Raw genomic sequence first — 23,331 nt, 5'->3', positions numbered from 1 at the left:
CGAGTGAGCATAACCCTGTCTACCTTCCGGTCCATCACGGACAGCCTTGATCGGAGGGCATCCCCCATGAGACAGCGCAGTCTCGCCGCGCTCGCCCTGGCCGCCGCACTGGCGGTGACCTCGGCCGGGTGCACCGTCGAACGCCACTGGGGTGGCGGGTCCAACGCCGGTGGCGGCGGCAAGGCCAAGGTCGGCCTGGTCACCAAGACCGACACCAATCCCTACTTCGTCGAACTGAGAGCGGCCGCCAAGGCCGCCGCCGAAGCCAACGGCGCGGACTTCAGCGCGCTCGCCGGCCAGTTCGACGGTGACAACGACGGCCAGGTCCGGGCCATCGAGAACCTCATGCAGCAGGGTGCGAACACCATCCTGATCACGCCGAGTTCCTCGACCGGTGTCCTCGACGCCATCGACCGCGCCCGCAAGGCCGGGGTGCTGGTCATCGCGCTCGACACGGCGACCGAACCGGACACCGCCGTCGACGCCACCTTCGCCACGGACAACTTCGAAGCCGGACGTCAGCAAGGCGCGTACGTGAAGGCCGTTCTGGCGGGCAAGGCGCCGAAGCTGTTCATGGTGGACGGCACCGCCGGGTCCACAGTGGACACCCAGCGGCACACCGGATTCCTCAAGGGCATCGGCTTGACTGACGCCTCGCCGGAGATCAAGGGCAAGACACCCGCGAACGGCGACCAGAGCCTGGCTCAGCAGGGCGTGGAGAACCTGTTGCAGCGCACCACCGACATCAACGCCGTCTACACGATGAACGAGCCGATGGGCCGCGGCACCTACGCCGCGCTCCAGGCCCGCGGCCTGGTGAACCAGCTGGTGATGGGCTCGATCGACGGCGGCTGCGAAGGCGTCAAGAACGTGCGCGACGGCCAGTACGCCGCCACGGTCATGCAGTTCCCGAAGAAGATGGCCGAGCAGGGCGTCCTCGCCGCCGTCGAATACGCGAAGACGGGGAAGAAGCCGAGCGGGTTCGTCAACACCGGATCCGCGGTGATCACGGACAAGCCGATCCCCGGTGTGGAGAGCCAGGACACCAAGTGGGGCCTCGAGAACTGCTGGGGGACGAAGTGATGACGACAGCGACCCTCAAAGGCAACGAGCGGCCGACGATCGGCGAGTTCTTCCTGCGCGCTCCCGCGGTCGGGCCGACGCTGGCCCTGCTCGTCGCGATCGTGGTGTTCTCGCTCTCGACGGACACCTTCCTCGATCTCGACAACCTTTCCCTTGTGGTGCAACAGTCCCTGGTGGTCGGCACGCTCGCCCTAGGGCAGACGCTGATCATCCTGACCGCGGGCATCGACCTGGCCAACGCGGCCGCGATGGTCCTTGCCACGCTGATCATGGCGAAACTCGTGGTCGGCGGTGTCTCCGGGATCTGGGCGCTGCTGCTGGGAATCGTGGCGACGGTGGTGATCGGCATGGTCACCGGTTCGCTGGTCACCCGGATCAAACTGCCGCCGTTCATCGTCACGCTCGGCCTGCTGACGGTGCTCACCGCGGCCGCGAAACTGTTCGCGAGCGGCCAGGCCCTCCCGGTCGCCGACTCACTGCTGAAGTGGCTCGGCACCCGTCGCTACCTGTTCGGCGGCATCCCGATCACCTACGGCATGACGCTCGCTTTGCTGATGTACCTGGGACTTTGGTACGCGCTCACGCGGACGCCGTGGGGCAAGCACGTCTACGCGGTCGGCAACGCGCCGGAATCCGCGCGGCTGTCCGGGATCAAGGTCAACCGGACGATCCTTTCGGTGTACATCGTCGCCGGCGTGATCGTCGGGATCGCCGCCTGGCAGGCGCTCGGCCGCGTGCCGAACGCCGACCCGAACGCCTTCCAGCTCGGCAACCTCGACTCCATCACCGCGGTGGTGCTCGGCGGCGCGAGCCTGTTCGGCGGCCGCGGTTCGGTGCTCGGCACGATGATGGGCGCGCTGGTCGTCGCGGTCCTGCGGTCCGGGCTGACCCAGCTCGGGGTGGACGCGCTCTACCAGGACGTCGCCACCGGCGCCCTGCTCATCGGCGCGGTCTGCGTCGACCGGTTCGCGAGGAGGCAGCAGTCATGACGACGCCCACGTTGTCCGCTCAGGGGCTGGTCAAACGCTACGGCCGGGTCACCGCCATCGACGGTGCCGACTTCGAGCTGTTCCCCGGCGAGGTGCTGGCCGTCGTCGGCGACAACGGCGCCGGGAAGTCGAGTCTCATCAAAGCCCTTTCAGGAGCGGTGATCCCCGACGCCGGTGAGATCAAAGTGGACGGTCAGACCGTCCACTTCAAGTCCCCTTTGGACGCTCGCCACTACGGGATCGAGACGGTGTACCAGGATCTCGCCGTCGCGCCCGCGCTCGACATCGCGTCGAACATGTTCCTGGGCCGGGAAAAGCGGCGTAAGGACCTCTTCGGGCAACTGTTCAGGAAACTGGACACCGCGAGCATGAGGGCCGACGCGCAGCGGATCCTGGACGAACTCGGCATCAACATCAAATCCATCACGCAGCCGGTGGAGACGCTCTCCGGCGGGCAACGCCAGGGGGTCGCGGTCGCGCGGGCGGCCGCGTTCGGCACCAAGGCGGTGATCATGGACGAGCCCACCGCCGCACTCGGTGTCGCTGAATCGGGCAAGGTCCTGGACCTGATCAACCGGATCCGCGAACGCGGCCTGCCGGTGGTGCTGATCAGCCACAACATGCCGCACGTGTTCGATATCGCCGACCGCATCCACGTACACCGTCTGGGCAAACGAGTCGCGGTCGTCTCGCCGAAGACGCACACTATGAACCAGGTCGTCGGCCTGCTCACAGGTGCGCTGAAGATCGGTGAGAACGGCGAAGTCGAAGAAGTCGCCTCAGCTGTCCACACTGGACTGTAGTGAAAGTACTGCTGGCGGGCCTGTGCACCGTCGACCAGGTTCAGCGCGTCGCCGAGATACCGGCGCCGGGCGAGAAGGTGCGTTCGCTGTCGATGGACGTCGCCGCCGGGGGGCCGGCGACGAACGCGGCGGTGACCGTGGCCGCGCTCGGCGCCGGGGCGACGTTGCTGACGGTCGCAGGCGCGCATCCGCTGGCGGCGCTGGCCCGCGCCGACCTCGAAGCGCACGGCGTCGACCTGGTCGACCTCGATCCCGACCGGCCCGATCCGCCCGCGATCAGCGCCATCACCGTCCGTGACTCCGACGGTGAACGCACCGTCGTCTCGCGCAACGCCCACGCCTCCTCGCATTTCGTCACCTCCTTGCGGTCCTTGCCCGCGCGACTACCGCAACCAGGTGACGAATTGCCGGGGTGTGTGCTCCTCGACGGGCACCATCCGGAGGTCGCCATGTACACGGCGCGCTGGGCGCGGGAGCGCGGGATACCGGTGGTGCTCGACGCCGGCAGCTGGAAGCCGGTCTTCCCCGAACTCCTGCCGCTGGTCGACATCGCCGCTTGCTCGTCGCTGTACCGCGGGGACGATCCGCGCGAGCACGGCGTGCCCGTGGTCATCACGACCGCGGGCCCCGAACCGGTGCGGTGGTCGACCGCGGACGGATCCGGTGCCGTCCCCGTGCCCGTCACCCAGGCGCGTGACACGCTGGGCGCGGGCGACGTCTGGCACGGAGCCTTCGCGTACGCGGTCGCCAGGGGCGAAGGGGACGTCCCCGGCTGGATCGCGTTCGCCAACGAGGTGGCCGCCGAACGGGTGCGGCATGAAGGACCGAGGTCGTGGACGGCCGCGGTCGCGAAGATGGGAGAAGGACAGTCATGACCGCCATGCCTCCGGTGTTCGAGGATCTGTTGAGCAGGGCACAGGCCCTGGCGAAGCCGGGACAGCGCAGCGTGCTCGGGATCGTCGGCGCCCCCGCGTCCGGCAAGACGACGCTGGCCTGGGGCCTGGCGAAGGCGCTGGGCACCAGGGCGGCCGTGGTCGGGATGGACGGCTTCCACCTGGCGCAGGTGGAGTTGCAGCGCCTCGGCCGGGCGGAGCGCAAAGGCGCGCCGGACACCTTCGACGCGGCCGGGTACGTGCACCTGCTGCGGCGCCTCGCCGAAGGCCGCGAGACGGTCTACGCGCCCGAGTTCCGCCGTGAGATCGAAGAGCCGATCGCCGGTGCCGTCGCGGTCACGCCGGACGTCCCGCTGGTCATCACCGAGGGGAACTACCTGCTCATGCAGGACGACCCGTGGAGCGGCGTGAAGCCGATCCTCGCCGAGTCGTGGTTCCTCGCGCCGGACGAACCCGAACGCATCGAGCGGCTCGTCTCGCGGCACCGCCGCTACGGCCGTTCGCTGGTCGAAGCGCGTCGCCGCGCCCTCGGTTCGGACCAGCGCAACGCCGATCTGATCGCGTCCACCAGCGGCCGGGCCGACCTCGTGCTCGAGAACCTCCCGCTGGTCAACTTCGCGATATGACCGGGGTTCTCATCGTCACGGGCGGCAGCAAGGGCATCGGCGCGGCGGTCTGCGAACTGGCCGCCGCCCGCGGTTACGACGTCGTCGTCAACTACGCGGGCGATGCCGAGGCCGCCGAAGACGTCGCTTCGCGTGCCCGCGAGCACGGCGTCCAGGCGATCACCCGGCGCGGGGACGTGGCGTCCGAAGACGACGTGGTGGCCCTGTTCGACGCCGCCGTCGCGCTCGGCCCGCTCGCCGGGGTGGTCGCGAACGCGGCCATCACCGGCAACACCCCCGGCCGCTTCGACGAATACGAGGTCGACGTCGTCCGCCGCGTGGTGGACGTCAACATCACGGGTGTCTTCCTGTGCGTCCGCGAGGGCATCCGCCGGATGTCCACCCGGTACGGCGGCGAGGGCGGCGCGATCGTGACCCTGTCCTCCACCGCCGCGCGGACCGGTTCACCCGGTGAATGGGTCCATTACGCGGGCACCAAGGCAGCCGTCGAAACGATGACCTACGGCGTGGCGCAGGAAGTCGCGAGAGAATCCGTCCGGGTCAACGCCGTCGCGCCGGGGATGATCCACACCGGACTGCACGCGGCGGCCGGAATGCCCGATCGCATGGACCGGATCGCCCCGACCATCCCGATGGGACGGGCGGGCGAACCGGACGAAGTGGCGGAAGCCGTGCTGTGGCTTCTTTCCCCGGCCGCCTCGTACACCACCGGGACGGTGCTGACCGTCGGCGGCGGGCGTTGACACCCGTGGCCACGAGGCGGTCACGAGGCGATATCGGGTCCGCGTGCGGTTCAGCCACTTTTTAACACTCTTTCCCGGCGGATATCACGATTCATGTGGGAAGTCGGCGGATCGCCTCGGGGCCCCAGGCGCCTGTGTCACGCTGGTGGCGCCCCCAAGCTTCTTGATCAGGACGGTCATCCCCGATGTCCAAGCTCATGTCTGTGCACCACCTGGCACTCACCGTGACCGATGTGGACCGGAGCGTGCCCTGGTATGCCCGCGTGCTCGAACTCGAGGAGTTCACGCGTCGCGAAGACCCGGAGACGGGGCTGCGGAAGGTCGTGCTGAGGTCGCCGAGCGAAGGTTTCGCGGTGGTTCTCGTCGAGCACCAGGACACCGAGCGGCCGCGGTTCGACGAACGGCGGACCGGTCTGGACCACGTGGCGTTCAAGGTCTCTTCGCGGTCGGAACTGGCGGAGTGGGAAGCGCGGCTCTCGGAGTACGGCGTCGTCTACTCGCCGTCGAAGGGATCGCGGACCCTGGAAGGCTCGTCCGTCATCGTTTTCCGTGACCCGGACGGGATCCAGCTGGAGATCTGGGCCGATCCCGAGGCTTAGGTCGTGTTCGCCACCCGATCACGCGTGTCGTCCGTCTGAGCACGAGAGGTGGCCGGCGAATCGCTGGTGGTGCCGGGGGCTGCCGGCCGGTGATGGTCGCCGATGGACGACACGCGTGATCAGACGGACGACACGCGTGTGTGAACAGACGACACGAAGGTCTAGGTCGCCGCGTTCTCTTCGACGTCGTCGGCGGGGCGCCGCATCTCCTGGCGGTAGCGGTGCACGCCGTAGGCCGTGCCCACCACGAAGAACGCGATACTGATCCACAAAGCCGCCGTCTTGACCCACGGCAGCTGGTCGAGCAGACCGGCGCCGTAGTAGCCGAGCAGCACCAGCGTCGGCACCCAGAGCAGACCGCCGAGCGCGGTCGCGAGCGCGAACCGGCGCGGATCCATGCGTGCGGTCCCCGCGATCAGCGGCGCCAGCGTGCGGATCCACGGGATCCAGCGCGCGGCGACGATGGCGAAGAAACCCCGCCGGTCCAGGAAAGCCCTTGCCCGTTCGAGATTGTGCCGGTTGAGCACCTTGCCGCCGCGTCGCGCGATCAGTTTGGTGCCCGTGCCCCGGCCGATGTAGTAGCCCACCTGGTTGCCGAGGATCGCGACGAGCAGCGCGGCGGCCGACAGCAGCCACGCGTTCAGGTCGGAGCCGTGCTGTGCGAGGACGACCCCGGCCGCGAACAGCAGGGAGTCGCCGGGCAGGAACAGCCCGATGATCAGCGCGCACTCCACGAAGATGAAGCTGAGCACGATCACCCAGACGAGCACGGGCCCGGCGGTGTCGAGCCAGCCCACGCCGATGCTCGCGGCCTCGGTGTACACCTCACTCACGACGCGAGCCTACGTGTCCTCGGCGAACCCCACTTCACCGAACGGTGTAATCGGGGTGTCCTCGGCGTTCCGGTCATGCTTTCCGCAAACGCGATGAAGGGGCCTTTCATCGCGAAGTCCGCGATGAAAGGCCCCTTCATTTCAGCCTCAGGAGTGGTCGACGAGCTCGTCGAGCGCCTGGTCGTAGCTCAGCCGGACGTCGTGTTCGGCCTGGTCACCGCCCAGCAGCTCCACCCGGCTGGTGGCGGGCGGGTAACCGCTGGCGATCACCGTGTAGGTCCCGGCGGGCAGGTCACTGACCGTGTAGTTGCCCTCCGCGTCGGTCCTCGCCACGGCGGCGACACCGCCCGAGGAGTCGAGCACGGTGATCCGCGCGTCCGGCACCACCCGCTCGCCGTCGGTGCGGGCGACCCCGCTCAGCAGGATCGTGCTGACCAGTTCGACGTCGTGGCGCAGCACCCCGGCGCCGCTCGCGGTCAGCGTCGCCGCGACCGGCCGGAACCAGCGACCGCTGGCGACGATCGTGTACCGCCCGCCCACGATGCCGGCGAAGGAGTACACGCCGTTCTCGTTCGTGTGCGTCCTGGCCACCTGGTTGCCGTTGTGGTCGATCAGGGTCAGCGCCGCACCGGAGACGTTGGTCGCGTCGTCCCGGCGGACGTGCCCGCTGATCTGCGCGGACCCCGCCCGATGGACGCCGTTGCCGTTCCCGTTGGTGAGAGCGTGCTTGCCGGGTTCGACGGGAGCGACGGGCGCGGTCACGACCGTCTTCTCGGAAGCCGTCTCGACAGGCGCGGCCGCCTCCTCTTCGAGAAGTGCTTCGCCACCTTCGAGAGCCGAAGCCGCCGAAGGAGCCGAACCGCCGAGCAGCGGGATCTCCTTCATGAACATCAGGACCAGCGTCGCCAGCAGCGCGACCCCGCCCGCCACGTAGAACACCGTGGTGATCGACTCGGTGAAGCCGATCAGGATCGGGGTCTTGATGGCCTCGGGCAGGCTCGCGATACCGCTCGTGTTCGTCTGGATGTCGCCCAGCGCGGCCGCACCCGGCCCGGTCGGCGCGTTGCCGCCGAACGCCTTGGTGATGTTGCCCGGCAGGACGTTGAACAGGATCGTCAGGAACACCGCGACACCCGCGGTACCACCGATCTGGCGGAAGAACGTCGCCGACGCGGTCGAGACGCCCATGTCGCTGCGCGGGCCCGCGTTCTGCACCGCGATGATCAGCGTCTGCATGCAGGCACCGAGGCCGAGGCCGATGATCGCGGCCGCGACCAGCGGGTGCCACAGCGCGCTGTTGTACTCGACCTGCGCGAAGAAGAACGCGCCCGCCGCGATCAGCAGCGTGCCGACCACCGGGAACACCTTGTAGCGACCGGTCTTGCTGGTGATCTGGCCCGAGATGATCGAACCGCTCATGATGCCCGCCATCAGCGGGATCATCAGCAGACCCGACTCGGTCGGCGAGAACTCCTGAACGACCTGCATGTACTGCGGGATCATCATGATCGCGCCGAACATCGCGACACCGACGATGATGCCGCCGATGATCGCGACCGTGAAGGTCGAGTTCTTGAACAGCCGCAGCGGGATCAGTGCCGCGTCCTTCATCAGCTTCTCGATGAAGATGAAGGCCACCACACCGACGGCGCCGATGACGTAGCAGATGATCGCGTTCTGCGAGCCCCAGCCCCACTTGTTGCCCTGCTCGGCGACGATCAGGAACGGCACCACGGCGACGACGAGCGCGAGCCCGCCCCACCAGTCGATCTTGTGGTCGTGCCGCTGGTGCGGCACGTTGAGCACGCGGGCGACGACGAACAGCGCGACGATCGCGATCGGCACGTTGATCAGGAAGACCCAGCGCCAGCCGGCGATGTCGTAGCCGAAGACGCTGCCGAGCTTGTCGAAGTCGGCGAAGAACCCGCCGAGCACCGGGCCGAGCACGGTGGAGATACCGAACACGGCGAGGAAGTAGCCCTGGTAGCGGGCGCGTTCCCGCGGCGGCACGATGTCGCCCATGATCGTCATCGCCAGCGACATCAGACCACCGGCGCCGAGACCCTGGATCGCGCGGAACGCGGCCAGTTCGTACATCGACGTCGCGAACGCCGAAGCGATCGAACCGACGAGGAAGATCGAAATCGCCGCGATGTAGAACGGCTTGCGCCCGTAGATGTCGGACAGCTTGCCGTAGATCGGGGTGACGATCGTCGAGGTGATCAGGTAGGCCGTGGTGATCCAGGCCTGCAGGTCGAACCCGTTGAGGTCATTCGCGATGCGGACGATCGAGGTACCCACGATCGTCTGGTCGAGCGCCGCCAGGAACATACCCGACATCAGGCCGATCAGGATCGTGACGATCTGACGGTGACTGAGCCGGGGCCCCTCTTCGTGAACTGCTGGCGGACTTTCTACTGCGGAACTCATTGTTCAGGCCCCCTTGGCCTTCGACGCCGACGCGGGATCGGCGAACTGTGGAGATGTTTTTTCGATGTCGTTGTTCAGCCGTCGGAACAGCGAGTTGAGGGTTTCCCGGTCGGAGTCGGACCAATCGCCGAGTACCTCGGCGAGCCACTGGTTCCGCTGCTTGCGGTTCTCCTCGAAGACCCGGAGTCCTTCGGCGGTCGGTGCGAGCAGGCATGCCCGGCCGTCTTCGGGGTCGGCCAGGCGCTCGACCAGCCCGTGCTGGACGAGGGAGCTCGACTGCCTGCTGATCGTCGAGATCTCGGAGTGCAGGAACTCGGCGAGTTTGCTGGTCCGCTGGGGCCCGACGTGGATGAGGCAGAAGAGGATCGCGTACGCGGCCCGCTCGATGCCGTCCGGTCCCTGCTTGGACACCTGGGACTTGGCCCGGTTGACCAGGCGCACGAGCCGCACGAGCTCGTGCCCGAGGGTGTCGGCCAGATCGAGGTCGGCTTTCGACCTGGTGCCGGGTGTCGTGGGTGTCATGATGGTCTCTCTCGCCGGTTGCTTGGTCACTGCAACTAGTTGCCTTGAGCAAGGATGTTCCTCTTGGAGGAGCTTCGCAAGGAGAAAGTGACCGGGTGTGTCTGATGACACTTTAGTTGCCGCATGCAAGCACATTTATTCGTGCATGTTTGTCCGGTTCGCCCGTCTTGGGGCGCTGAGCAGGCCTTTTGGTCGTCGTGGAACAAGCCGGACCGGTCGCGCTTTGATGAAGTCATGACCGACTCCGCGCTCTACGCGATCCTCGCCGACCGCAACTTCGGCACCCTCGCCACCATCAAGCGTGACGGCAGGCCGCAGCTGTCGACCGTCAACTACCTCTACGACGCGGACGCCGGCGCGATCCTGATCTCGATCACCGCGCCGCGCGCCAAGACCAAGAACCTCCAGCGCGACCCGCGGGCGACGCTCCACGTGTCGACCGAGAGCGGCAACGGCTACGTCGTCGTCGAGGGTCCGGCCGTGCTCACGCCGACGGCCGCTTCGCGCGATGACGCCACCGTCGAGGCGCTGGTGGACCACTACCGGCGGGCTCGCGGCGAGCATTCGGACTGGGACGAGTTCCGGGACGCCATGGTCGCCGACCAGCGGGTCCTGCTGACCATCCCGATCGAGCGCGTCTACGGGATCCAGATGTAGGTGTTCAGCCCTGGATGCGGGCCTTGATCTCGTCGATCCGGTCGAGCAGGGGGCTCGCGTCGTCCCGGCCGAGCGCCGCCCGCAGGTAGAGACCGTCGCCGACCAGGATGACCAGTTCCGCGGTCAGCTGGTCGCCGACGTGCTCGCTGATCAGGTCGTGGACCTTCTGGTTGTAGACCTGCACGACCTCGAAGACGCGCGGTTCGTTGAGCATGATCCGGATCGTCGCCATGGTCGTGCGGACCAGCGGTTTGCGCTGGGTCACGTCGGTGATGGCGGTGCGCAGGTACCAGGAGACGACGCCTTCTGGTGCCTGCCGTGCCTGTTCGATGTCCTCCTCCGACAGTCGCGCGAGCCGCTCCAGCAGGCCGTCGACCAGGGCTTCCTTGGAGCCGAAGTGGTAGAGCAGGCCGCCCTTCGAGACCCCGGCGTGCGCGGCGACGGCGTCGAGGGTGACCCCGCCGGGGCCCTGCTCGACGAGGATCTCCTCGTACGAGTCGAGGATGCGTTCCTTTGCGGTGGTCTTCGCCATATCAGTTGACTATACCGTCCGGACGGTTTAGTTTCGAACGAGGCGGTAACTGTACCGTCCAGACGGTTTAGCCAAAGGAGAGTGCGCCATGGCGGGGCGCAAGCAGTGGTGGGCGTTGGCGGTACTGGTGCTTCCGGTGCTGCTGATCAGCGTGGACATGACGGTGCTCGGGTTCGCGTTGCCGTTCCTGTCCGAAGATCTGGCGCCCACCGGTGCCGAGCAGTTGTGGATCGTCGACATCTACTCGTTCATGCTGGCGGGCCTGCTGGTCCTGATGGGCACGCTCGGCGACCGCATCGGCCGTCGCAAGCTGCTGCTCATGGGTGCGGCGGCGTTCGGCGCCGCGTCGGTGCTCGCGGCCTTCTCGACCAGCGCGTTCATGCTGATCATCGCCCGTGCGCTGCTCGGCGTCGGCGGCGCGACGCTGATGCCGTCGACGTTGTCGCTGATCCGCACCATCTTCACCGATGCCAAGCAGCGCCGGACCGCGATCGCGGTGTGGAGTGCCGGGTTCTCCGGCGGGATGGCGCTCGGGCCGGTGCTCGGCGGCTGGCTGCTGGAGCACTTCTGGTGGGGTTCGGTGTTCCTCATCAACGTCCCGGTGATGCTGGTGCTGCTGATCGCCGGACCGTTCGTGCTGCCGGAGGCGCGTGACCCGAAGCCGGGCCGCTTCGACCCGTTGTCGGCGCTGCTGTCGCTGGCCGCGATGCTGCCGGTGGTCTACGGCATCAAGCTGGTCGCCGAACACGGCTTCACGTGGAAGGCCGCGGTCAGCATCCTGATCGGTCTCCTGCTCGGCGTCGCGTTCGTCCGCAGGCAGAACCGTCTCGACGAGCCGATGCTGGATCTGAAGCTGTTCTCGAACCGGGCCTTCAGCGCGTCCGTCGTGACGAACATGCTCGGCGTGTTCGCGATGGTCGGCCTGCTGTTCCTGGTCCCGCAGTACCTGCAGCTGGTGCTCGGGCTGACGCCGGTCGTCGCCGCGTTGTGGATGCTCCCGGCGACGGTCGCCGGTATCACCGGTGCGCTTCTCGCGGCCTGGCTCGCGAAGCGGATCCGGGTCTCCGTGCTGGTCAGCGTCGGTCTCCTGGTCGCCGCGGTCGGGTTCCTGGCGCTGACACAGGTGTCCTCCGGTGGCGGGCTCGCGTACGTCGTGGTGTCGTTCACGCTGCTCGGAGGCGGTGTTGCCCTGTCGGAGACCTTGACGAACGACCTGGTCATCTCGGCCGCCCCGGCCGAGCGGGCCGGAGCCGCGTCGGCGATCTCCGAGACCGGGTTCGAACTGGGTGGCGCGCTCGGCACCGCGATCCTGGGCAGTGTCGCGACCGCGGTCTACCGGTCCGGTCTGCCGGAGGGCACGGCCGAGTCCACTCGGGACACGCTCGGCGGCGCCGTCGCGACAGCGCAGCAACTCGACCCCGTCGCGGGGCAGGCGCTCCTGGAATCGGCTCGTGAGGCCTTCACCCAGGGGATGCACGTCACCGCATGGGCGGGTGTCGCCGTGCTCGTCTATACAGGTGTACAAGCCTTCGTTCTGCTCGATCGGAAAAAAAGTTCCGCAGTGCGGATCTAATCGAGCTTACGATGAGGGGTATGAGCAACCATGCCCTGGTCACCCGGCTCCGCGAGCATCTCGGCACCGCCGCGGTGCTCACCGACACCGACGTCACGGACGCGTACTCGCGCGACATGATGCCGCTGGCCGCCAGCGGCAAACCGCTCGCGGTGGTGCTGCCGTCCGATTCGGAAGGGGTGCAGGCCGTCGTCAAGGCCTGCGCGGAGTTCGAGGTGCCGATCGTGCCCCGCGGCGCCGGCAGTGGTCTGTCCGGCGCCGCGAACGCGATCGACGGCTGTGTCGTGCTGGTGCTGACCAAACTCGATCAGATCGTCGAGATCGACGAAGGCAACCGGCTCGCCGTCGTGCAGCCCGGCGTGGTGAACCTCGACTTCCGCAACGCGGTCGAGAAACACGGCCTGTTCTATCCGCCGGATCCCTCCAGCTACGACTGGTGCACCATCGGCGGGAACCTGTCCACCAACGCCGGTGGACTGTGCTGCGTGAAGTACGGCGTCACCACGGATTCCGTGCTGGGACTGGAAGTCGTGCTCGCCGACGGCTCGCTGCTGAAGACCGGGCGCCGCACGGTGAAGGGCGTCGCGGGCTACGACCTCGCGCGGCTCTTCGTCGGCAGCGAGGGCACGCTCGGCGTGATCACGCAGGCGACAGTCGCGCTGAAACCGTTGCCACAGCTGCCTTCCACCCTCGTCGCCGCCTTCAACAGCACGGAGGCCGCGGGCGAAGCCGTCGCGCGGGTCGTGCGCGAGGGGCTGGTGCCGTCGCTGATGGAGATCATGGACGCGACGTCCATCAAGGCCGCCGAGGCCTACCTCAAGACCGACCTCGGCACGAGCGAGGACTGCAAAGCCTTGCTGCTCGCGCAATCTGACGCGGGTGGCGAGGTCGCGCGGCGGGAACTCGCGGCCCTGGAACAGATCTGCGTCGACTGCGGCGCGGATCTGGCCTACGCCACCGAGGATCTCGAAGAGGGCAAGATGCTGCTGCAGGCACGGCGGGTCGTGCTCACCGCGCTGGAGATGTACGGCGTCTGGCTGACCGACGACGTCTGCGTGCCGCGCACCCGGATCGCCGAACTGATCGCCGGTTGCGAGCGCATCAGCGAGGAGGTGGGGCTGCGGATCGCCGTCGTCGGCCACGCCGGTGACGGCAACATGCACCCGACGATCGTCTACGCGCCGGATTCCGAGGAGGAGTTCGCCCGCGCGCGGAAGGCCTTCGACGCGATTCTCGAGGTCGCCCTGTCACTGGGCGGGACGGTCACCGGCGAGCACGGCATCGGCCGGATCAAACGCGAATGGCTCGCCAAGGAGATCGGCGAAGTCGGCCTCCGCGTGCATCGCCAGATCAAGCAGGCCCTCGACCCAGGAAACCTCTTCAACCCCGGCTCGATGTTCTCCCTCTAGCCCCGCCGACGGTCACGCGTACCTCACGTGATCAAACACGGAACTCGCGTGATTGAACACGGAACTCACGTGACTGGGCGCCGTACTCGGGTGTGCGGCGTCTGATCACGCGAGTCACGTCTCTGATCACGTGTGTCCCGTCTCCGATCACGCGAGTCACGTGCCGGATCACGCGAGTGCGCCGTTTTGTCCGGAACTCGCATGATTGGGCGGACGACACGCCCGCGGCACGGAACTACACGCGTGTCGTCCGTCTGGACACGGGTGGCGTCCGTCCAGTCACGCGAGTTCGCCGTTTCGTCCGGCTCGCTGTCGCGGGGAGGGTCAGTCGCGCACGCGCGGGATCTGCTGCGTCGCGTCCATGTCCGCGGCCGGAGCGGCCGAAGCGGCGCTGCCGCCCGAGTGCTTCTTCTCGCGGCGCGCCTTGAGGTACTCGATCACGATCGGCACCACCGAGATCAGCACGATCAGGACGAAGATCGCGTCGATGTTCTTTTCGATGAACGGGATGTCGCCGAGCAGGTGCCCGAGCGCGGTGATCCCGGCGGCCCACAGGATGCCGCCGATGACGGTGTAGGTGAAGTACTTCTTCGGGTCCATCTTGCCGATGCCGGCGATCCAGGTGATGAACGTCCGCACGAACGGCACGAACCGCGCCAGCACGACCGCCTTCGGCCCGTGCTTCTCCAGGAAGGCATGTGTCTGGTCGACGTACTTCTTGTTGAAGAACTTCGAATCCGGCTTCCGGAACAGCCAGGGCCCGATCTTCCACCCGAGGCCGTAGCCGAGGAGGTTGCCGATCAGCGCGGCGAGGGTGACCAGCACGCACACCAGCCAGAGCGGGGCCTGGATCGAGCCGTTGGCGATCAGCAGGCCCGCGGTGAACAGCAGGGAGTCGCCGGGCAGCACCGGGAAGACACTGCTCTCGATGAAGATGATCACGCAGAGCACGGTGATGACCGGGACGGTCAGCCCGCTCAGCAGGATCTTCGGGTCCAGCCACTCCGGCAGGAGGCCCATCGTCGTCACGGTGTTCTGCGCCAGGATCACACCAAAACGGTACAGGGTGACGCTGAGTGCTTTGACCCGACGGGAGAGCCCGGCTCAGATCAGCGTGAGCAACCCGATGACCGAACCGGCGGCCAGTCCCAGCAGTACAGCCAGCAGCAACACCCAGTACGCGGGCAACGGGGCACTGCCGGGCGAAGGAGGCAGAGGCGGTGTCGGACGCTCTGCCAGCCTGGCTGTCTCCGCGTCCTCCAGCGCGACGCGCTCCCGTTCGAGCGAGTCGGCACCGGCGCCGGACAGCAGCCCGTACTGCGCAGGCAGCTCGTTTTCCCCGGAAGACGGCTGAGGGGTCTCCGGGGAACTCGAAGTGTCCGAATTACTCTCAGTGTCCGGTTCGACCGGTTTCTCGGTGGAAGCCTCGGAGACCCGCTCGGCCGAAGGGGCGAAGACCGCCTGAGCGCGCAGAGCGTCGGCCAGGAGTTTTTCCGGGTCCTTGGGCTCGCTCATCCGGGACTCCCTCCGCCGCTACCCGTCGGTGACCGACACACCGCCTTCGACCGCGCCACTGAGCGGGGCCGTGGCGCTCAATGTAGCCGCAGCCTCGTCCTTGACCCATTCGCCCTGGCGCAGCACCTTGGTCGGCCGCAGGTCGCGGCCGAGCACGACGACGTCGGCCGCGAGCCCGGCGCGCAGCGACCCGGTCCGGTCGGCGATGCCGAGCAGTTCGGCGGGTCGCCCGGAGGTCGCGCGGACGGCGTCGAGCAGATCGATGCCCGCGCCGCGGACCAGGTTGCGGAAGGCCGCGTCCATGGTCAGCGTGCTGCCCGCCAGTGAGCCGTTCCCGGCCAGCGTGGCGACGCCGTCCCGGACGTCGACCTCGAGGCGGCCCAGGATGTAGCTGCCGTCGGCGGCGTCGGTGGCCGACATCGCGTCGGTGATGAGCACCGTCCGGCCCTTGCCGGCGTGGTGCGCGGCCAGCCGCAGGACGGTCGGGTGCACGTGGACGAGGTCGCAGATCAGTTCGACGGTGATCCGCTCGTCGTCGAGGAGGGCGCCGATCGGGCCCGGCTCACGGTGGTGGAGGGGCCGCATGGCGTTGAAGAGGTGGGTCGCGACGGAGGCGCCCGCGTCGATCGCGGGGATGATCTGGTCTTCGACGCCGTCGGTGTGCCCGATGGCGGCGATGACGCCCGATTCGGCCAGTTGCCGGACCGCCTTGATCCCGCCGTGCAGTTCGGGGGCGAGGGTGACCATCCGGATGTCGCCGCGGCCGGCGCCGAGCAGCGCGTTGACCGTCGCCGTGTCCGGCTCGATCAGCGTCGCCGGGTCGTGCGCTCCGCAACGGGCCTTCGAGATGAAGGGTCCTTCGAGGTGAATTCCGGCAAGTTCACCCTCTTGGACCAGCTCACGCAGGGCCGCGATCTGATCCCGGAGCACCGGGATGGGATCCGAGACCAGACTGCCGAGCATGGTCGTGGTCCCGTGCCGCCGATGCGCGCGGACCGCGCGGAACAGCTCCTCGGGGTTCGCACTGGAAAACGACCCGCCTCCACCGCCATGGCAATGGGTGTCGATGAAGCCGGGAATTACCAGGCCTCCGTCGACGTCGACGCGGTCGATGTCCGGGGGTGTCCCGGAACCGACTTGGACGATCTTGCCGCCGGCGATAGCCAGCCAGCCGTCGTCGAGTACACGGTCCGGGGCGACTACCCGGCCGCCCACGATCACGAAATCTCCGGCGCCTCTCACGCCCCCCAGCATATATTGGTCTGGACCAAGCATGGCGGCACAACCCAGCGGTCGAGATGAAAGCCGAGCATCAGTTCGGTGACTGCATGGCTTTCTGCAGTGCTTCGAGTGCCCGGCTGGCGGTTGACTTCACGGTACCTTTCGAAATACCGGCGGCCTCGGAAATCTCGGCCTCACTCAGCCCACCGTAGTAACGGAGCACGAGAACTTCGCGCTGACGAGGCGGCAGTTTGGACAAAGCGCCCACAACGGCCTGATGTTCACTCGACAGCATGGCGAGGCTTTCGGCCGAACGCGCGTTGACGGCGTGCGGCGCCACGTACTCGCGCGCGGTCTTGCGGCGGCGCAGCACACTGCGTGATCCGTTGACCACGGCGGTGCGCAGGTAGCCGACGGCCGCGGCGGCGTCGCGAAGTTTTCCCCAGTTGCGGTGCAACCCGGTGAACGCCTCCTGGACGACGTCCTCGGCCGTGGCCGGTTCGTCCACGAGCAGGATGGCCAGCCGGACGAGCCGCATCCGGTGCTGGCGATAGAGATCTTCAAGGGTCAGCGGTGCCGCAGGCGGCGGTGGCGTGACCGGTCCGTCCATGGTGCGCAGGTGGCCGAGGGTCGCCTCGACACTGCGTTCCGCATTGCCCTCGAACATGTACCCCTACCTGTTCATTTACCCCTTTGAAGCACAACCTGTGCCGGACGCTCGGTCAGCGTATCGGGTGGGACGGGACTGCTGCCTGATCGGATGCTGAGAACGCCTTTCCGGTTCGGATAACGTCTACCGACGACCCGTTCGCAGCGATCTTGGAGATGTCGATGGCCTGGTTCCTGGTGGAGATCCGGTACGTGCAGGAAAAACTGGAGGACGTGCGTCCCCGGCACCGGAAATTCCTCTCCGACCTGGCGGAACAGGGTGTCGTCGCGCTCGGTGGCCCGCTGGGCGACGGCTCCGGCGGCATCTCGCTCTACCAGGCGGCAGACGAGGCGGCGCTGCAGGAGATCATCGACCAGGACCCGTACCACCTCGAAGGTGTTGTAGCGGAGCGGACCGTCCGCGAGTTCAAGCCGGTGATCGGCGCCTGGCTGCCGCAGGAAGCCTGACGGCTCAGAGGTCGAGGGTGACCGGCCCGCGGTCGACGCAGACCCGGACGCGGTCGCCGGTCACCGTCGGCAGCTCACACGTACCGCAGAACCCCTGACGGCACGAATAAGCGATCCCTGGCACGGTTTCGCGCAGGATGTCGAGCGTCGTGCGGTCGGCGGGCACGTCCAGCGTCCGGCCGCTGCGGGCCAGTTCGACACGGAACGGCTTGCCGCCGACGATCGGCGGCGTCGAGAACCGCTCGAAGAAGACCGGCCCCGAACCGCGCAGCGCGGCGTCCGTCCGGACGCCCACGATCATCGGAACCGGGCCACAGCAGTAAATCGGGGCACTCTTTTGTGCCCCTTCGAGCAGTTCCGTGCCCGAAGCGGGAATCCCGTAGTCCGTGTCCGGACGGATCCAGACACGGTCCCCGAAGCCGGACAATTCATCCAGAAACGGCATCGAAGCCTCGTCGCGACCGGTGTAGACCAGTCGCCAGTCCGCGCCAGCGGCGGCCGCCTGCCGCACCATCGGCAGGATCGGCGTGATCCCGATGCCGCCCGCGACGAACAGGTACGTGGGGCTCGCGACGAACGGGAACGCGTTGCGCGGGCCGCGCGCGGTGATCCTCGCGCCCTTCTTCAAGGCGTGCACCGCTGTCGATCCCTCGCCGAGCAACCGGACGCCGACGCGGTAGGCCGAGCGGTCGTCCGGGTCGCCGCACAGGGAGTACTGACGGACCAGTCCCGGTCGCGGCGAGAGGTCGACGTGCGCGCCGGGCCGCCACCGTGGCAGCGGCTCGCCGCGCTCGTGCACCAGCTTGAGACTGACGACGCCTTCGGCCTCGACGCGGAGATCGTCGACGACCAGCGGGAGATCGCGGTCGACGGCGGCCGTCGACGGCCGCTCACGCCGCTGAGCCTGCGGTACAGCGCGACGACACCGGTCAGCGACGCCATCGCGCGGTCGGTCCGCCCGCTGCCGTCGAGCCGCAGCGGGCGCGTCGGCGGCGTCACCGCGGTTCGTCGGCGGCCAAGGCGGCCGGGGAGCTCGCGAGGTACGCGACGGCCTGATCGGTGTTGCCGGTTTCGGTGGGGTGATAGGACTTCCGGAAGTACGGCAGGAGTTCGTGCCGCAGCTGCTTTCCCGAAGGCAGCAGCCCGAGCTTCGCCACGCGCAGATAGGTCCGGAACCTCGTCTTGCCCGGCCGCGTCGGGTCGTTCTTCATCAGGAACCTGGTACCCCGCAGGAAGACCCACGCGAGCACCGGGGTCACGACGAGCATGCTGCGCACGCGGCGGCCGTAGCGGCCGTCGAGGTGCATGAACAGATCGAAGGCCACCGAACGGTGCTCGACCTCTTCGGCGCCGTGCCAGCGCAGGAGATCCAGCATCGTCGGATTGGCGCCTGCCTTGTCGAGCGCTTCGGCGTCGAGGATCCACTGTCCGAGGAACGCGGTGTAGTGCTCGATCGCGGCGATGACGGCGAGCCGTTCGATCAGCCATTCCTCGCGTCGTTTCGCGGAGAGTTCGCGATCGCCGAGCAGGCGGCGGAACATCCACTCCATCTGCGCGATGTACGGCCGCACGCGGACGCCCGCCGCTTCGAGGTGCTCGGCGGCGCCGTCGTGCGCCTCGGCGTGCATGGCCTCCTGGCCGATGAAGCCGAGGACGTCCTCCTTGAGCCGCTCGTCGCGGATCAGCGGGACGGCCTGCTTGAACACCTCGACGAACCAGCGCTCGCCCTCCGGCAGCGCCAGGTGCAGCACGTTGATCGTGTGCGTGGCCTGCGGTTCGCCGGGGATCCAGTGCATCGGCAGCGACGCCCAGTCGAACTTGACGTCGCGCGCGTGCAGGACGATCTGCTCGTGGTCTGTCATCACGACCTCCCGCTGAGCTCGTAGTCGCTCGGGTCGACCTTGCGGGTCTCGAGCCAGTAGCGCCAGGTGAAGCCCGGCCAGATCGTGCGGTTGACGCCCTTCGCGTCGAGGTACCAGCTCTTGCAGCCGCCCTGGGTCCACACGCCCTTGACGAGCTTGTCCTGGATCTCGCGCTGGAACTTCTCCTGGACGCCGGTGCGGACGTCGAGCGCGGCGGCGCCACGCGAATCGGCGAGCTTGATCGCGTCGACGACGTACCGTGCCTGCGATTCGATCATGAACACCACGGAGTTGTGGCCCAGCGCGGTGTTCGGGCCGAGGAGGAAGAACAGGTTGGGGAAGCCGGAGACGGTGATGCCCTTGTGCGTGTGCATCCCCTCGGCGGCCCACTCCTTGGCGAGGTCGCGGCCGTCGATCCCGGTGATGTCCAGGTACTCCAACGCGTCCGTGACCTTGAAGCCGGTGCCGTAGACGATCGCGTCGACCTCGTGCTCGACGCCGTTCCCGTCGACGACGCTGTGCGCCTTGACCTCGCGCACGCCGTCGGTGTTGACGTCCACATTGGACCGGTCGAGCGCCGGGTAGTAGTCGTTGGAGATCAGCACCCGCTTGCAGCCCATGGTGTAGTCCGGGGTGACCTTCTTGCGCAGCTCGGGATCCTTCACGCCCTTGCCGATATGGCGTTTCGCGATCACCTCGCCGGCCTTCATGATCGCGGGATGGCCGTTGAAGCCGATGGCGCGCACTTCGAGGAACCAGTACAGCGCGTTGCGGTAAAGCCGCTGCACACCGGGAATCCGGCGGAACGCCGTCTTGGCCCAGCCCGGCATGGCGTGGTCGGGCTTCGGCATGATCCACGGCGGCGTGCGCTGGAACAGCGTCAGCTCGTCGACGTCGGGGGCGATCTTCGGGACGAACTGGACCGCGCTGGCGCCGGTGCCGACCACGGCGACCTTCTTGCCGCGCAGGTCGTACTCGTGGTTCCACTGCGCGGAATGCCAGGTCTGGCCCTTGAACTTCTCGATCCCCGGCAGCTTGGGGACCTGCGGGATGTGCAGGCCACCGACGCCCGAGACGACGAACTGGGCTTCGAGGTCACCCGACTTCGTGTGCACGCGCCAGAGCCGCGCGGTGTCGTCCCAGTCGGCGCCGGTGAGTTCGACGCCGAACCGGATCTTGCGCCGCAGCCGGTACTTGTCGGTGACGTCCTTCAGGTACTGGAAGATCTCCGGGGCGGGCGAGAACGACCGCGACCAGTCCGGGTTCTGCTCGTAGGAGAACGAGTACATGTGGGACTGCACGTCGCAGGCGCAGCCGGGGTACGAGTTGTCGCGCCACGTACCGCCGACTTCGTCCGCCTTCTCCAGGATCACGTAGTCGGTGATCCCGGCCTTTTCGAGCTGGATGGCCTGGCCGAGCCCGGAGAATCCGGTGCCCACGATCACGACCTTGAATCGCTCGGTCATCTTTCTACGCCCTCCGCGTCGAGGCTTTCCTGCGCGGATGACGTTACCTGAAGTAACAGTTACTTTCTAGTACGACTTACTCATCAGTATGTTCCGCCGAGCTTCGTGTGGTCCCAGCTCACGATCTTGGTCGGGGTGAAAATCAGCCCGATTCGCTTCGGGGCCTGCTTGCCGATGAAGCCGGTGAGCTGGTCGGGCACCGGGTCGCCCGGCTTCGCGCCCGCGTACCGCTGCATGAGGTTGATACCCATCTGGGTGACCACGGCCGTATCGGTGATGACCTCGACGTCGGCTTCGAGGGAGATTCCGCGGAGCTTGTCGTAGCTTTCGCCGTCCTCGATCAGCACCGTGGCGTGCGGGTCGCGCTCCAGGTTCTTCGCCTTCTGGGACGAGCCGTAGGTCCAGGTCGCGATGCCCGTCCCGTGCGGGTAGTACCAGAGCGGCGCGAGATGCGGGCGGCCGTTCGGCCCGATCGTCGCGACGTTGATGACCTTCTGCTCGTCGAGGTACGCGGCGAGTTCGTCGGCTGTCATGCGGATCTGGTCGCGACGCGACATGCGGTCAGCCCTTCTTCGTGGCGGCCCGGCCTGCCTGACCGGTTATCGAAGATTCGTACGCGCCGCGCTCCTTGATGTCCACGAGTGCGGCCGCGTCGGCCTTCTTGATCCGGCCCTTCGCGCCGATCTCGATGATCGGCGGCAGGAACGCGCGGATGAGCTTGAGGCCGCCGACCCAGCGCGGCACGTGCACGGTGCGGGCGCGTTTGTTGACCCCGGCCTGGAGGTGGTCGAGCGCGACGGACAGCGGGTAGGTCTTGCCGAGCAGGCCGGGCATGCCGGTGCGGAGCTTGCCGAAGACCGGGTGCTTGTCGGCGCTCTCGACTAGGTCGGTGCGGATCCAGGTGGGGTGCGCGACGCCGACCTTCACGCCAAGGTGGGCGACTTCGGCGCGGAAGCTGTTGCAGAACGCCTCGACGCCCGCCTTCGCGGCGGCGTAGTTGGCCATGCCGGGCGCGTGGGTGATCGCCGCCAGCGAGGAGATCGCGAGCAGGTAGCCCTTGCGGTCGAGGACATGCGGGAGGGTGACGCGGAAGGTACGCCAGACGCCGAGGAGGTCGACCTCGATGACCTTCTCGAAGGCGGCCGGATCCACCGACCGGACGAAACCGGAGGTCGCGATGCCGGCGTTCGCGATCACGATGTCGATCCCGCCGAAGTGCTCGACGACACCGGCGGTGGCCCGTTCGAGGTCGTCCCAGCTGGTGACGTCGGCTTCCCAGGCGTGGGCGTTCGCGCCGATCTTGTCGGCGACGGCCTGCTGTTCCTTGGCCTCGATGCCGACCAGGGCGACCTTCGCGCCTTGTGCGGCCAGGCGTTCGGCGAGTCCCGCGCCGATGCCCCTCGCGGCGCCGGTGATCAGGACGACCTTGCCGTTCACGCTGTTCTTGGCCACGTTGCCTCCTCGTCCGAGCCCTAAGGCTTTCGGACGTTACCTCAACCTACCCGGAGTAAGCTACCCACAAGTAGGTCGAGCGTCAGCGCGAGGCGGTGGTGAGGGCGTCGAGCTCGTCGGCGGTGAGCGAGAGGTCGGCGGCGGGCAGGAGATCGTTCAGCTGCTCGACCGAACGGGCGCTCGCGATGGGCGCGGTGACCGTCGGCTGCGCGAAGAGCCACGCGAGGGAAACGGCCGCGACGGAGACGCCGCGGCCGTCCGCGATCCCGTCGAGCGCCGAGAGGACCCGTTCGCCACGTTCGTCCAAATAGGACGAAGCACGGGCGGCGCGCGGGCTGTCGCCGAGGTCGTCCTTGGAGCGGTACTTTCCGGCGAGGAAACCCTTGGCCAGCGAGAAATACGGGAGGATGGTCAGGCCTTCGCGCTCGACCGTCGGCGCCAGGTCGCGTTCGTAGTCCCGCTCGACGAGGTTGTAGTGCGGCTGCAGCGCGGCGAACTTCGCGAGTCCCTCACGGTCCGAAATGGACAGTGCCTCGCCCAGTCGTTCCGCGGAGTAGTTCGACGCCGCGATGTAGCGGACCTTGCCCGCGCGCACGAGCGCGTCGAAGGCCCGCAGCGTCTCCTCGATCGGGGTCTCCGGATCGTCGATGTGCGCGTAGTAGAGGTCGATGTGGTCGACTTGGAGCCGACGCAACGAGTCCTCGGCCGCCGCCGCGATGTTCGCCGCGGACAGCCCCCTCCGCTGCTCCCACATACCGGTCTTGGTCGCGATGACGACGTCGTCGCGGCGCCCGCGCTTGGTCAGCCAGTCGCCGATGATCGTTTCGGAGCCCCCGCCCGAGTAGAGGTCGGCGCTGTCGATGAAGTTGCCGCCCGCCGCCGTGTAGGCGTCGAGGACGGCGAAGGACTGCTGCTCGTCCGCGGTCCAGCCGAAGACGTTCCCGCCGAGGTTGATCCCCTGGACGTCCAGGTCGGTGTTCCCGAGTTTCGTCATGCTTCGAACATAG

Annotated in this window: 24 protein-coding genes and 1 pseudogene; 11 read left to right on the top strand and 14 right to left on the bottom strand. The window is 67.7% G+C overall.

Annotated elements, in window-relative coordinates:
* Positions 1–66: 66 nt before the first annotated feature.
* From AMYAL_RS0116420 to AMYAL_RS0116390, 7 genes are all read left to right on the top strand, one after another.
* Positions 67–1,083 carry a substrate-binding domain-containing protein gene (locus AMYAL_RS0116420; RefSeq protein WP_020632393.1) on the top strand — a complete coding sequence of 339 codons (1,017 nt, stop codon included), beginning with the start codon at positions 67–69 and terminating at the stop codon, positions 1,081–1,083.
* Entirely contained in the window at positions 1,083–2,072 is a 990-nt protein-coding gene (locus AMYAL_RS0116415; RefSeq protein WP_020632392.1) for an ABC transporter permease, read from the top strand. Before AMYAL_RS0116420 ends, AMYAL_RS0116415 begins: the two co-directional genes overlap by 1 nt.
* Positions 2,069–2,875 (top strand): ATP-binding cassette domain-containing protein, encoded by an 807-nt coding sequence (locus AMYAL_RS0116410; RefSeq protein ID WP_020632391.1) that lies wholly within the window; start codon positions 2,069–2,071, stop codon positions 2,873–2,875. Before AMYAL_RS0116415 ends, AMYAL_RS0116410 begins: the two co-directional genes overlap by 4 nt.
* Positions 2,875–3,750 carry a PfkB family carbohydrate kinase gene (locus AMYAL_RS0116405; RefSeq protein WP_020632390.1) on the top strand — a complete coding sequence of 292 codons (876 nt, stop codon included), beginning with the start codon at positions 2,875–2,877 and terminating at the stop codon, positions 3,748–3,750. The genes AMYAL_RS0116410 and AMYAL_RS0116405 overlap by 1 nt, the downstream gene beginning before the upstream one ends.
* A complete protein-coding gene (locus tag AMYAL_RS0116400) occupies positions 3,747–4,394 on the top strand; it encodes a nucleoside/nucleotide kinase family protein (protein ID WP_020632389.1) in 648 nt (215 codons plus the stop codon). The genes AMYAL_RS0116405 and AMYAL_RS0116400 overlap by 4 nt, the downstream gene beginning before the upstream one ends.
* On the top strand, positions 4,391–5,137 hold the full coding sequence (locus tag AMYAL_RS0116395) for an SDR family oxidoreductase (RefSeq protein WP_020632388.1): 747 nt from the start codon (positions 4,391–4,393) through the stop codon (positions 5,135–5,137). The genes AMYAL_RS0116400 and AMYAL_RS0116395 overlap by 4 nt, the downstream gene beginning before the upstream one ends.
* Positions 5,138–5,322: 185 nt before the next feature.
* A complete protein-coding gene (locus AMYAL_RS0116390) occupies positions 5,323–5,736 on the top strand; it encodes a VOC family protein (RefSeq protein WP_020632387.1) in 414 nt (137 codons plus the stop codon).
* A 161-nt stretch (positions 5,737–5,897) separates the two neighbouring features.
* Here the strand turns inward: AMYAL_RS0116390 and AMYAL_RS0116385 are convergent, their stop codons facing one another.
* From AMYAL_RS0116385 to AMYAL_RS0116375, 3 genes are all read right to left on the bottom strand, one after another.
* Positions 5,898–6,569 (bottom strand): DedA family protein, encoded by a 672-nt coding sequence (locus tag AMYAL_RS0116385; protein ID WP_020632386.1) that lies wholly within the window; start codon positions 6,567–6,569, stop codon positions 5,898–5,900.
* Between the two features lie 147 nt (positions 6,570–6,716).
* Entirely contained in the window at positions 6,717–8,999 is a 2,283-nt protein-coding gene (locus tag AMYAL_RS0116380; RefSeq protein ID WP_026467142.1) for an MFS transporter, read from the bottom strand.
* 3 nt (positions 9,000–9,002) lie between these two features.
* A complete protein-coding gene (locus tag AMYAL_RS0116375; protein WP_026467141.1) occupies positions 9,003–9,521 on the bottom strand; it encodes a MarR family winged helix-turn-helix transcriptional regulator in 519 nt (172 codons plus the stop codon).
* Positions 9,522–9,755: 234 nt separating this feature from the next.
* On the opposite strand from AMYAL_RS0116375, the gene AMYAL_RS0116370 reads away from it, so the two are divergent.
* Positions 9,756–10,178, top strand: a complete 423-nt coding sequence (locus tag AMYAL_RS0116370) for a PPOX class F420-dependent oxidoreductase (RefSeq protein WP_020632383.1) — start codon at positions 9,756–9,758, stop codon at positions 10,176–10,178.
* Between the two features lie 4 nt (positions 10,179–10,182).
* Here the strand turns inward: AMYAL_RS0116370 and AMYAL_RS0116365 are convergent, their stop codons facing one another.
* Complete coding sequence (locus AMYAL_RS0116365; protein ID WP_020632382.1) at positions 10,183–10,710, bottom strand: TetR/AcrR family transcriptional regulator; 528 nt, start codon at positions 10,708–10,710, stop codon at positions 10,183–10,185.
* An 88-nt stretch (positions 10,711–10,798) separates the two neighbouring features.
* Between AMYAL_RS0116365 and AMYAL_RS0116360 the strand changes: the two genes are divergently transcribed.
* Together AMYAL_RS0116360 and AMYAL_RS0116355 are read left to right on the top strand one after the other, a co-directional pair.
* Positions 10,799–12,283, top strand: a complete 1,485-nt coding sequence (locus tag AMYAL_RS0116360) for an MFS transporter (RefSeq protein WP_020632381.1) — start codon at positions 10,799–10,801, stop codon at positions 12,281–12,283.
* 20 nt (positions 12,284–12,303) lie between these two features.
* Positions 12,304–13,692 (top strand): FAD-binding oxidoreductase, encoded by a 1,389-nt coding sequence (locus tag AMYAL_RS0116355; RefSeq protein ID WP_020632380.1) that lies wholly within the window; start codon positions 12,304–12,306, stop codon positions 13,690–13,692.
* A gap of 324 nt (positions 13,693–14,016) precedes the next feature.
* Here the strand turns inward: AMYAL_RS0116355 and AMYAL_RS0116350 are convergent, their stop codons facing one another.
* The 4 genes from AMYAL_RS0116350 to AMYAL_RS0116335 form a co-directional block, all read right to left on the bottom strand.
* The gene (locus AMYAL_RS0116350) at positions 14,017–14,742 is read right to left on the bottom strand and encodes a DedA family protein (RefSeq protein ID WP_020632379.1); all 726 of its coding nucleotides are present in this window, start codon (positions 14,740–14,742) and stop codon (positions 14,017–14,019) included.
* A 54-nt stretch (positions 14,743–14,796) separates the two neighbouring features.
* Positions 14,797–15,207: a hypothetical protein gene (locus AMYAL_RS0116345; protein WP_020632378.1), complete on the bottom strand. Its 411-nt coding sequence runs from the start codon at positions 15,205–15,207 to the stop codon at positions 14,797–14,799.
* Positions 15,208–15,225: 18 nt separating this feature from the next.
* Positions 15,226–16,428 carry an N-acetylglucosamine-6-phosphate deacetylase gene (gene nagA, locus AMYAL_RS0116340; protein ID WP_020632377.1) on the bottom strand — a complete coding sequence of 401 codons (1,203 nt, stop codon included), beginning with the start codon at positions 16,426–16,428 and terminating at the stop codon, positions 15,226–15,228.
* A gap of 91 nt (positions 16,429–16,519) precedes the next feature.
* Positions 16,520–17,095, bottom strand: a complete 576-nt coding sequence (locus tag AMYAL_RS0116335; RefSeq protein ID WP_005152416.1) for a SigE family RNA polymerase sigma factor — start codon at positions 17,093–17,095, stop codon at positions 16,520–16,522.
* 164 nt (positions 17,096–17,259) lie between these two features.
* Between AMYAL_RS0116335 and AMYAL_RS0116330 the strand changes: the two genes are divergently transcribed.
* A complete protein-coding gene (locus AMYAL_RS0116330) occupies positions 17,260–17,544 on the top strand; it encodes a YciI family protein (protein WP_020632376.1) in 285 nt (94 codons plus the stop codon).
* A gap of 4 nt (positions 17,545–17,548) precedes the next feature.
* Here the strand turns inward: AMYAL_RS0116330 and AMYAL_RS0116325 are convergent.
* The 6 genes and pseudogenes from AMYAL_RS0116325 to AMYAL_RS0116300 form a co-directional block, all read right to left on the bottom strand.
* A pseudogene (locus AMYAL_RS0116325) lies at positions 17,549–18,543 on the bottom strand (PDR/VanB family oxidoreductase).
* The gene (locus AMYAL_RS0116320; protein WP_020632374.1) at positions 18,540–19,406 is read right to left on the bottom strand and encodes a metal-dependent hydrolase; all 867 of its coding nucleotides are present in this window, start codon (positions 19,404–19,406) and stop codon (positions 18,540–18,542) included. The pseudogene AMYAL_RS0116325 and the gene AMYAL_RS0116320 overlap by 4 nt, the downstream one beginning before the upstream one ends.
* Entirely contained in the window at positions 19,406–20,872 is a 1,467-nt protein-coding gene (locus tag AMYAL_RS0116315) for a flavin-containing monooxygenase (protein WP_020632373.1), read from the bottom strand. The genes AMYAL_RS0116320 and AMYAL_RS0116315 overlap by 1 nt, the downstream gene beginning before the upstream one ends.
* Positions 20,873–20,955: 83 nt before the next feature.
* Positions 20,956–21,429 (bottom strand): pyridoxamine 5'-phosphate oxidase family protein, encoded by a 474-nt coding sequence (locus AMYAL_RS0116310; protein ID WP_020632372.1) that lies wholly within the window; start codon positions 21,427–21,429, stop codon positions 20,956–20,958.
* A 4-nt stretch (positions 21,430–21,433) separates the two neighbouring features.
* Positions 21,434–22,324, bottom strand: a complete 891-nt coding sequence (locus AMYAL_RS0116305; RefSeq protein WP_020632371.1) for an SDR family oxidoreductase — start codon at positions 22,322–22,324, stop codon at positions 21,434–21,436.
* An 82-nt stretch (positions 22,325–22,406) separates the two neighbouring features.
* Positions 22,407–23,318 carry an aldo/keto reductase gene (locus AMYAL_RS0116300; protein ID WP_020632370.1) on the bottom strand — a complete coding sequence of 304 codons (912 nt, stop codon included), beginning with the start codon at positions 23,316–23,318 and terminating at the stop codon, positions 22,407–22,409.
* Positions 23,319–23,331 lie beyond the last annotated feature (13 nt).

Origin of the sequence: Amycolatopsis alba DSM 44262, assembly GCF_000384215.1 — a bacterium.
Lineage (GTDB): Bacteria > Actinomycetota > Actinomycetes > Mycobacteriales > Pseudonocardiaceae > Amycolatopsis > Amycolatopsis alba.
Note: the sequence above shows the minus strand (reverse complement) of the source record. Positions and strands in the feature narration are given on the sequence as shown.

Coding starts and splice junctions, on each gene's coding strand:
- AMYAL_RS0116420 (WP_020632393.1), top strand. CDS start 67: ATGAGACAGCGCAGTCTCGCCGCGCTCGCCCTGGCCGCCGCACTGGCG.
- AMYAL_RS0116415 (WP_020632392.1), top strand. CDS start 1,083: ATGACGACAGCGACCCTCAAAGGCAACGAGCGGCCGACGATCGGCGAG.
- AMYAL_RS0116410 (WP_020632391.1), top strand. CDS start 2,069: ATGACGACGCCCACGTTGTCCGCTCAGGGGCTGGTCAAACGCTACGGC.
- AMYAL_RS0116400 (WP_020632389.1), top strand. CDS start 3,747: ATGACCGCCATGCCTCCGGTGTTCGAGGATCTGTTGAGCAGGGCACAG.
- AMYAL_RS0116395 (WP_020632388.1), top strand. CDS start 4,391: ATGACCGGGGTTCTCATCGTCACGGGCGGCAGCAAGGGCATCGGCGCG.
- AMYAL_RS0116390 (WP_020632387.1), top strand. CDS start 5,323: ATGTCCAAGCTCATGTCTGTGCACCACCTGGCACTCACCGTGACCGAT.
- AMYAL_RS0116380 (WP_026467142.1), bottom strand. CDS start 8,999: ATGAGTTCCGCAGTAGAAAGTCCGCCAGCAGTTCACGAAGAGGGGCCC.
- AMYAL_RS0116375 (WP_026467141.1), bottom strand. CDS start 9,521: ATGACACCCACGACACCCGGCACCAGGTCGAAAGCCGACCTCGATCTG.
- AMYAL_RS0116370 (WP_020632383.1), top strand. CDS start 9,756: ATGACCGACTCCGCGCTCTACGCGATCCTCGCCGACCGCAACTTCGGC.
- AMYAL_RS0116365 (WP_020632382.1), bottom strand. CDS start 10,710: ATGGCGAAGACCACCGCAAAGGAACGCATCCTCGACTCGTACGAGGAG.
- AMYAL_RS0116360 (WP_020632381.1), top strand. CDS start 10,799: ATGGCGGGGCGCAAGCAGTGGTGGGCGTTGGCGGTACTGGTGCTTCCG.
- AMYAL_RS0116355 (WP_020632380.1), top strand. CDS start 12,304: ATGAGCAACCATGCCCTGGTCACCCGGCTCCGCGAGCATCTCGGCACC.
- AMYAL_RS0116345 (WP_020632378.1), bottom strand. CDS start 15,207: ATGAGCGAGCCCAAGGACCCGGAAAAACTCCTGGCCGACGCTCTGCGC.
- AMYAL_RS0116335 (WP_005152416.1), bottom strand. CDS start 17,095: ATGTTCGAGGGCAATGCGGAACGCAGTGTCGAGGCGACCCTCGGCCAC.
- AMYAL_RS0116330 (WP_020632376.1), top strand. CDS start 17,260: ATGGCCTGGTTCCTGGTGGAGATCCGGTACGTGCAGGAAAAACTGGAG.
- AMYAL_RS0116320 (WP_020632374.1), bottom strand. CDS start 19,406: ATGACAGACCACGAGCAGATCGTCCTGCACGCGCGCGACGTCAAGTTC.
- AMYAL_RS0116315 (WP_020632373.1), bottom strand. CDS start 20,872: ATGACCGAGCGATTCAAGGTCGTGATCGTGGGCACCGGATTCTCCGGG.
- AMYAL_RS0116310 (WP_020632372.1), bottom strand. CDS start 21,429: ATGTCGCGTCGCGACCAGATCCGCATGACAGCCGACGAACTCGCCGCG.
- AMYAL_RS0116300 (WP_020632370.1), bottom strand. CDS start 23,318: ATGACGAAACTCGGGAACACCGACCTGGACGTCCAGGGGATCAACCTC.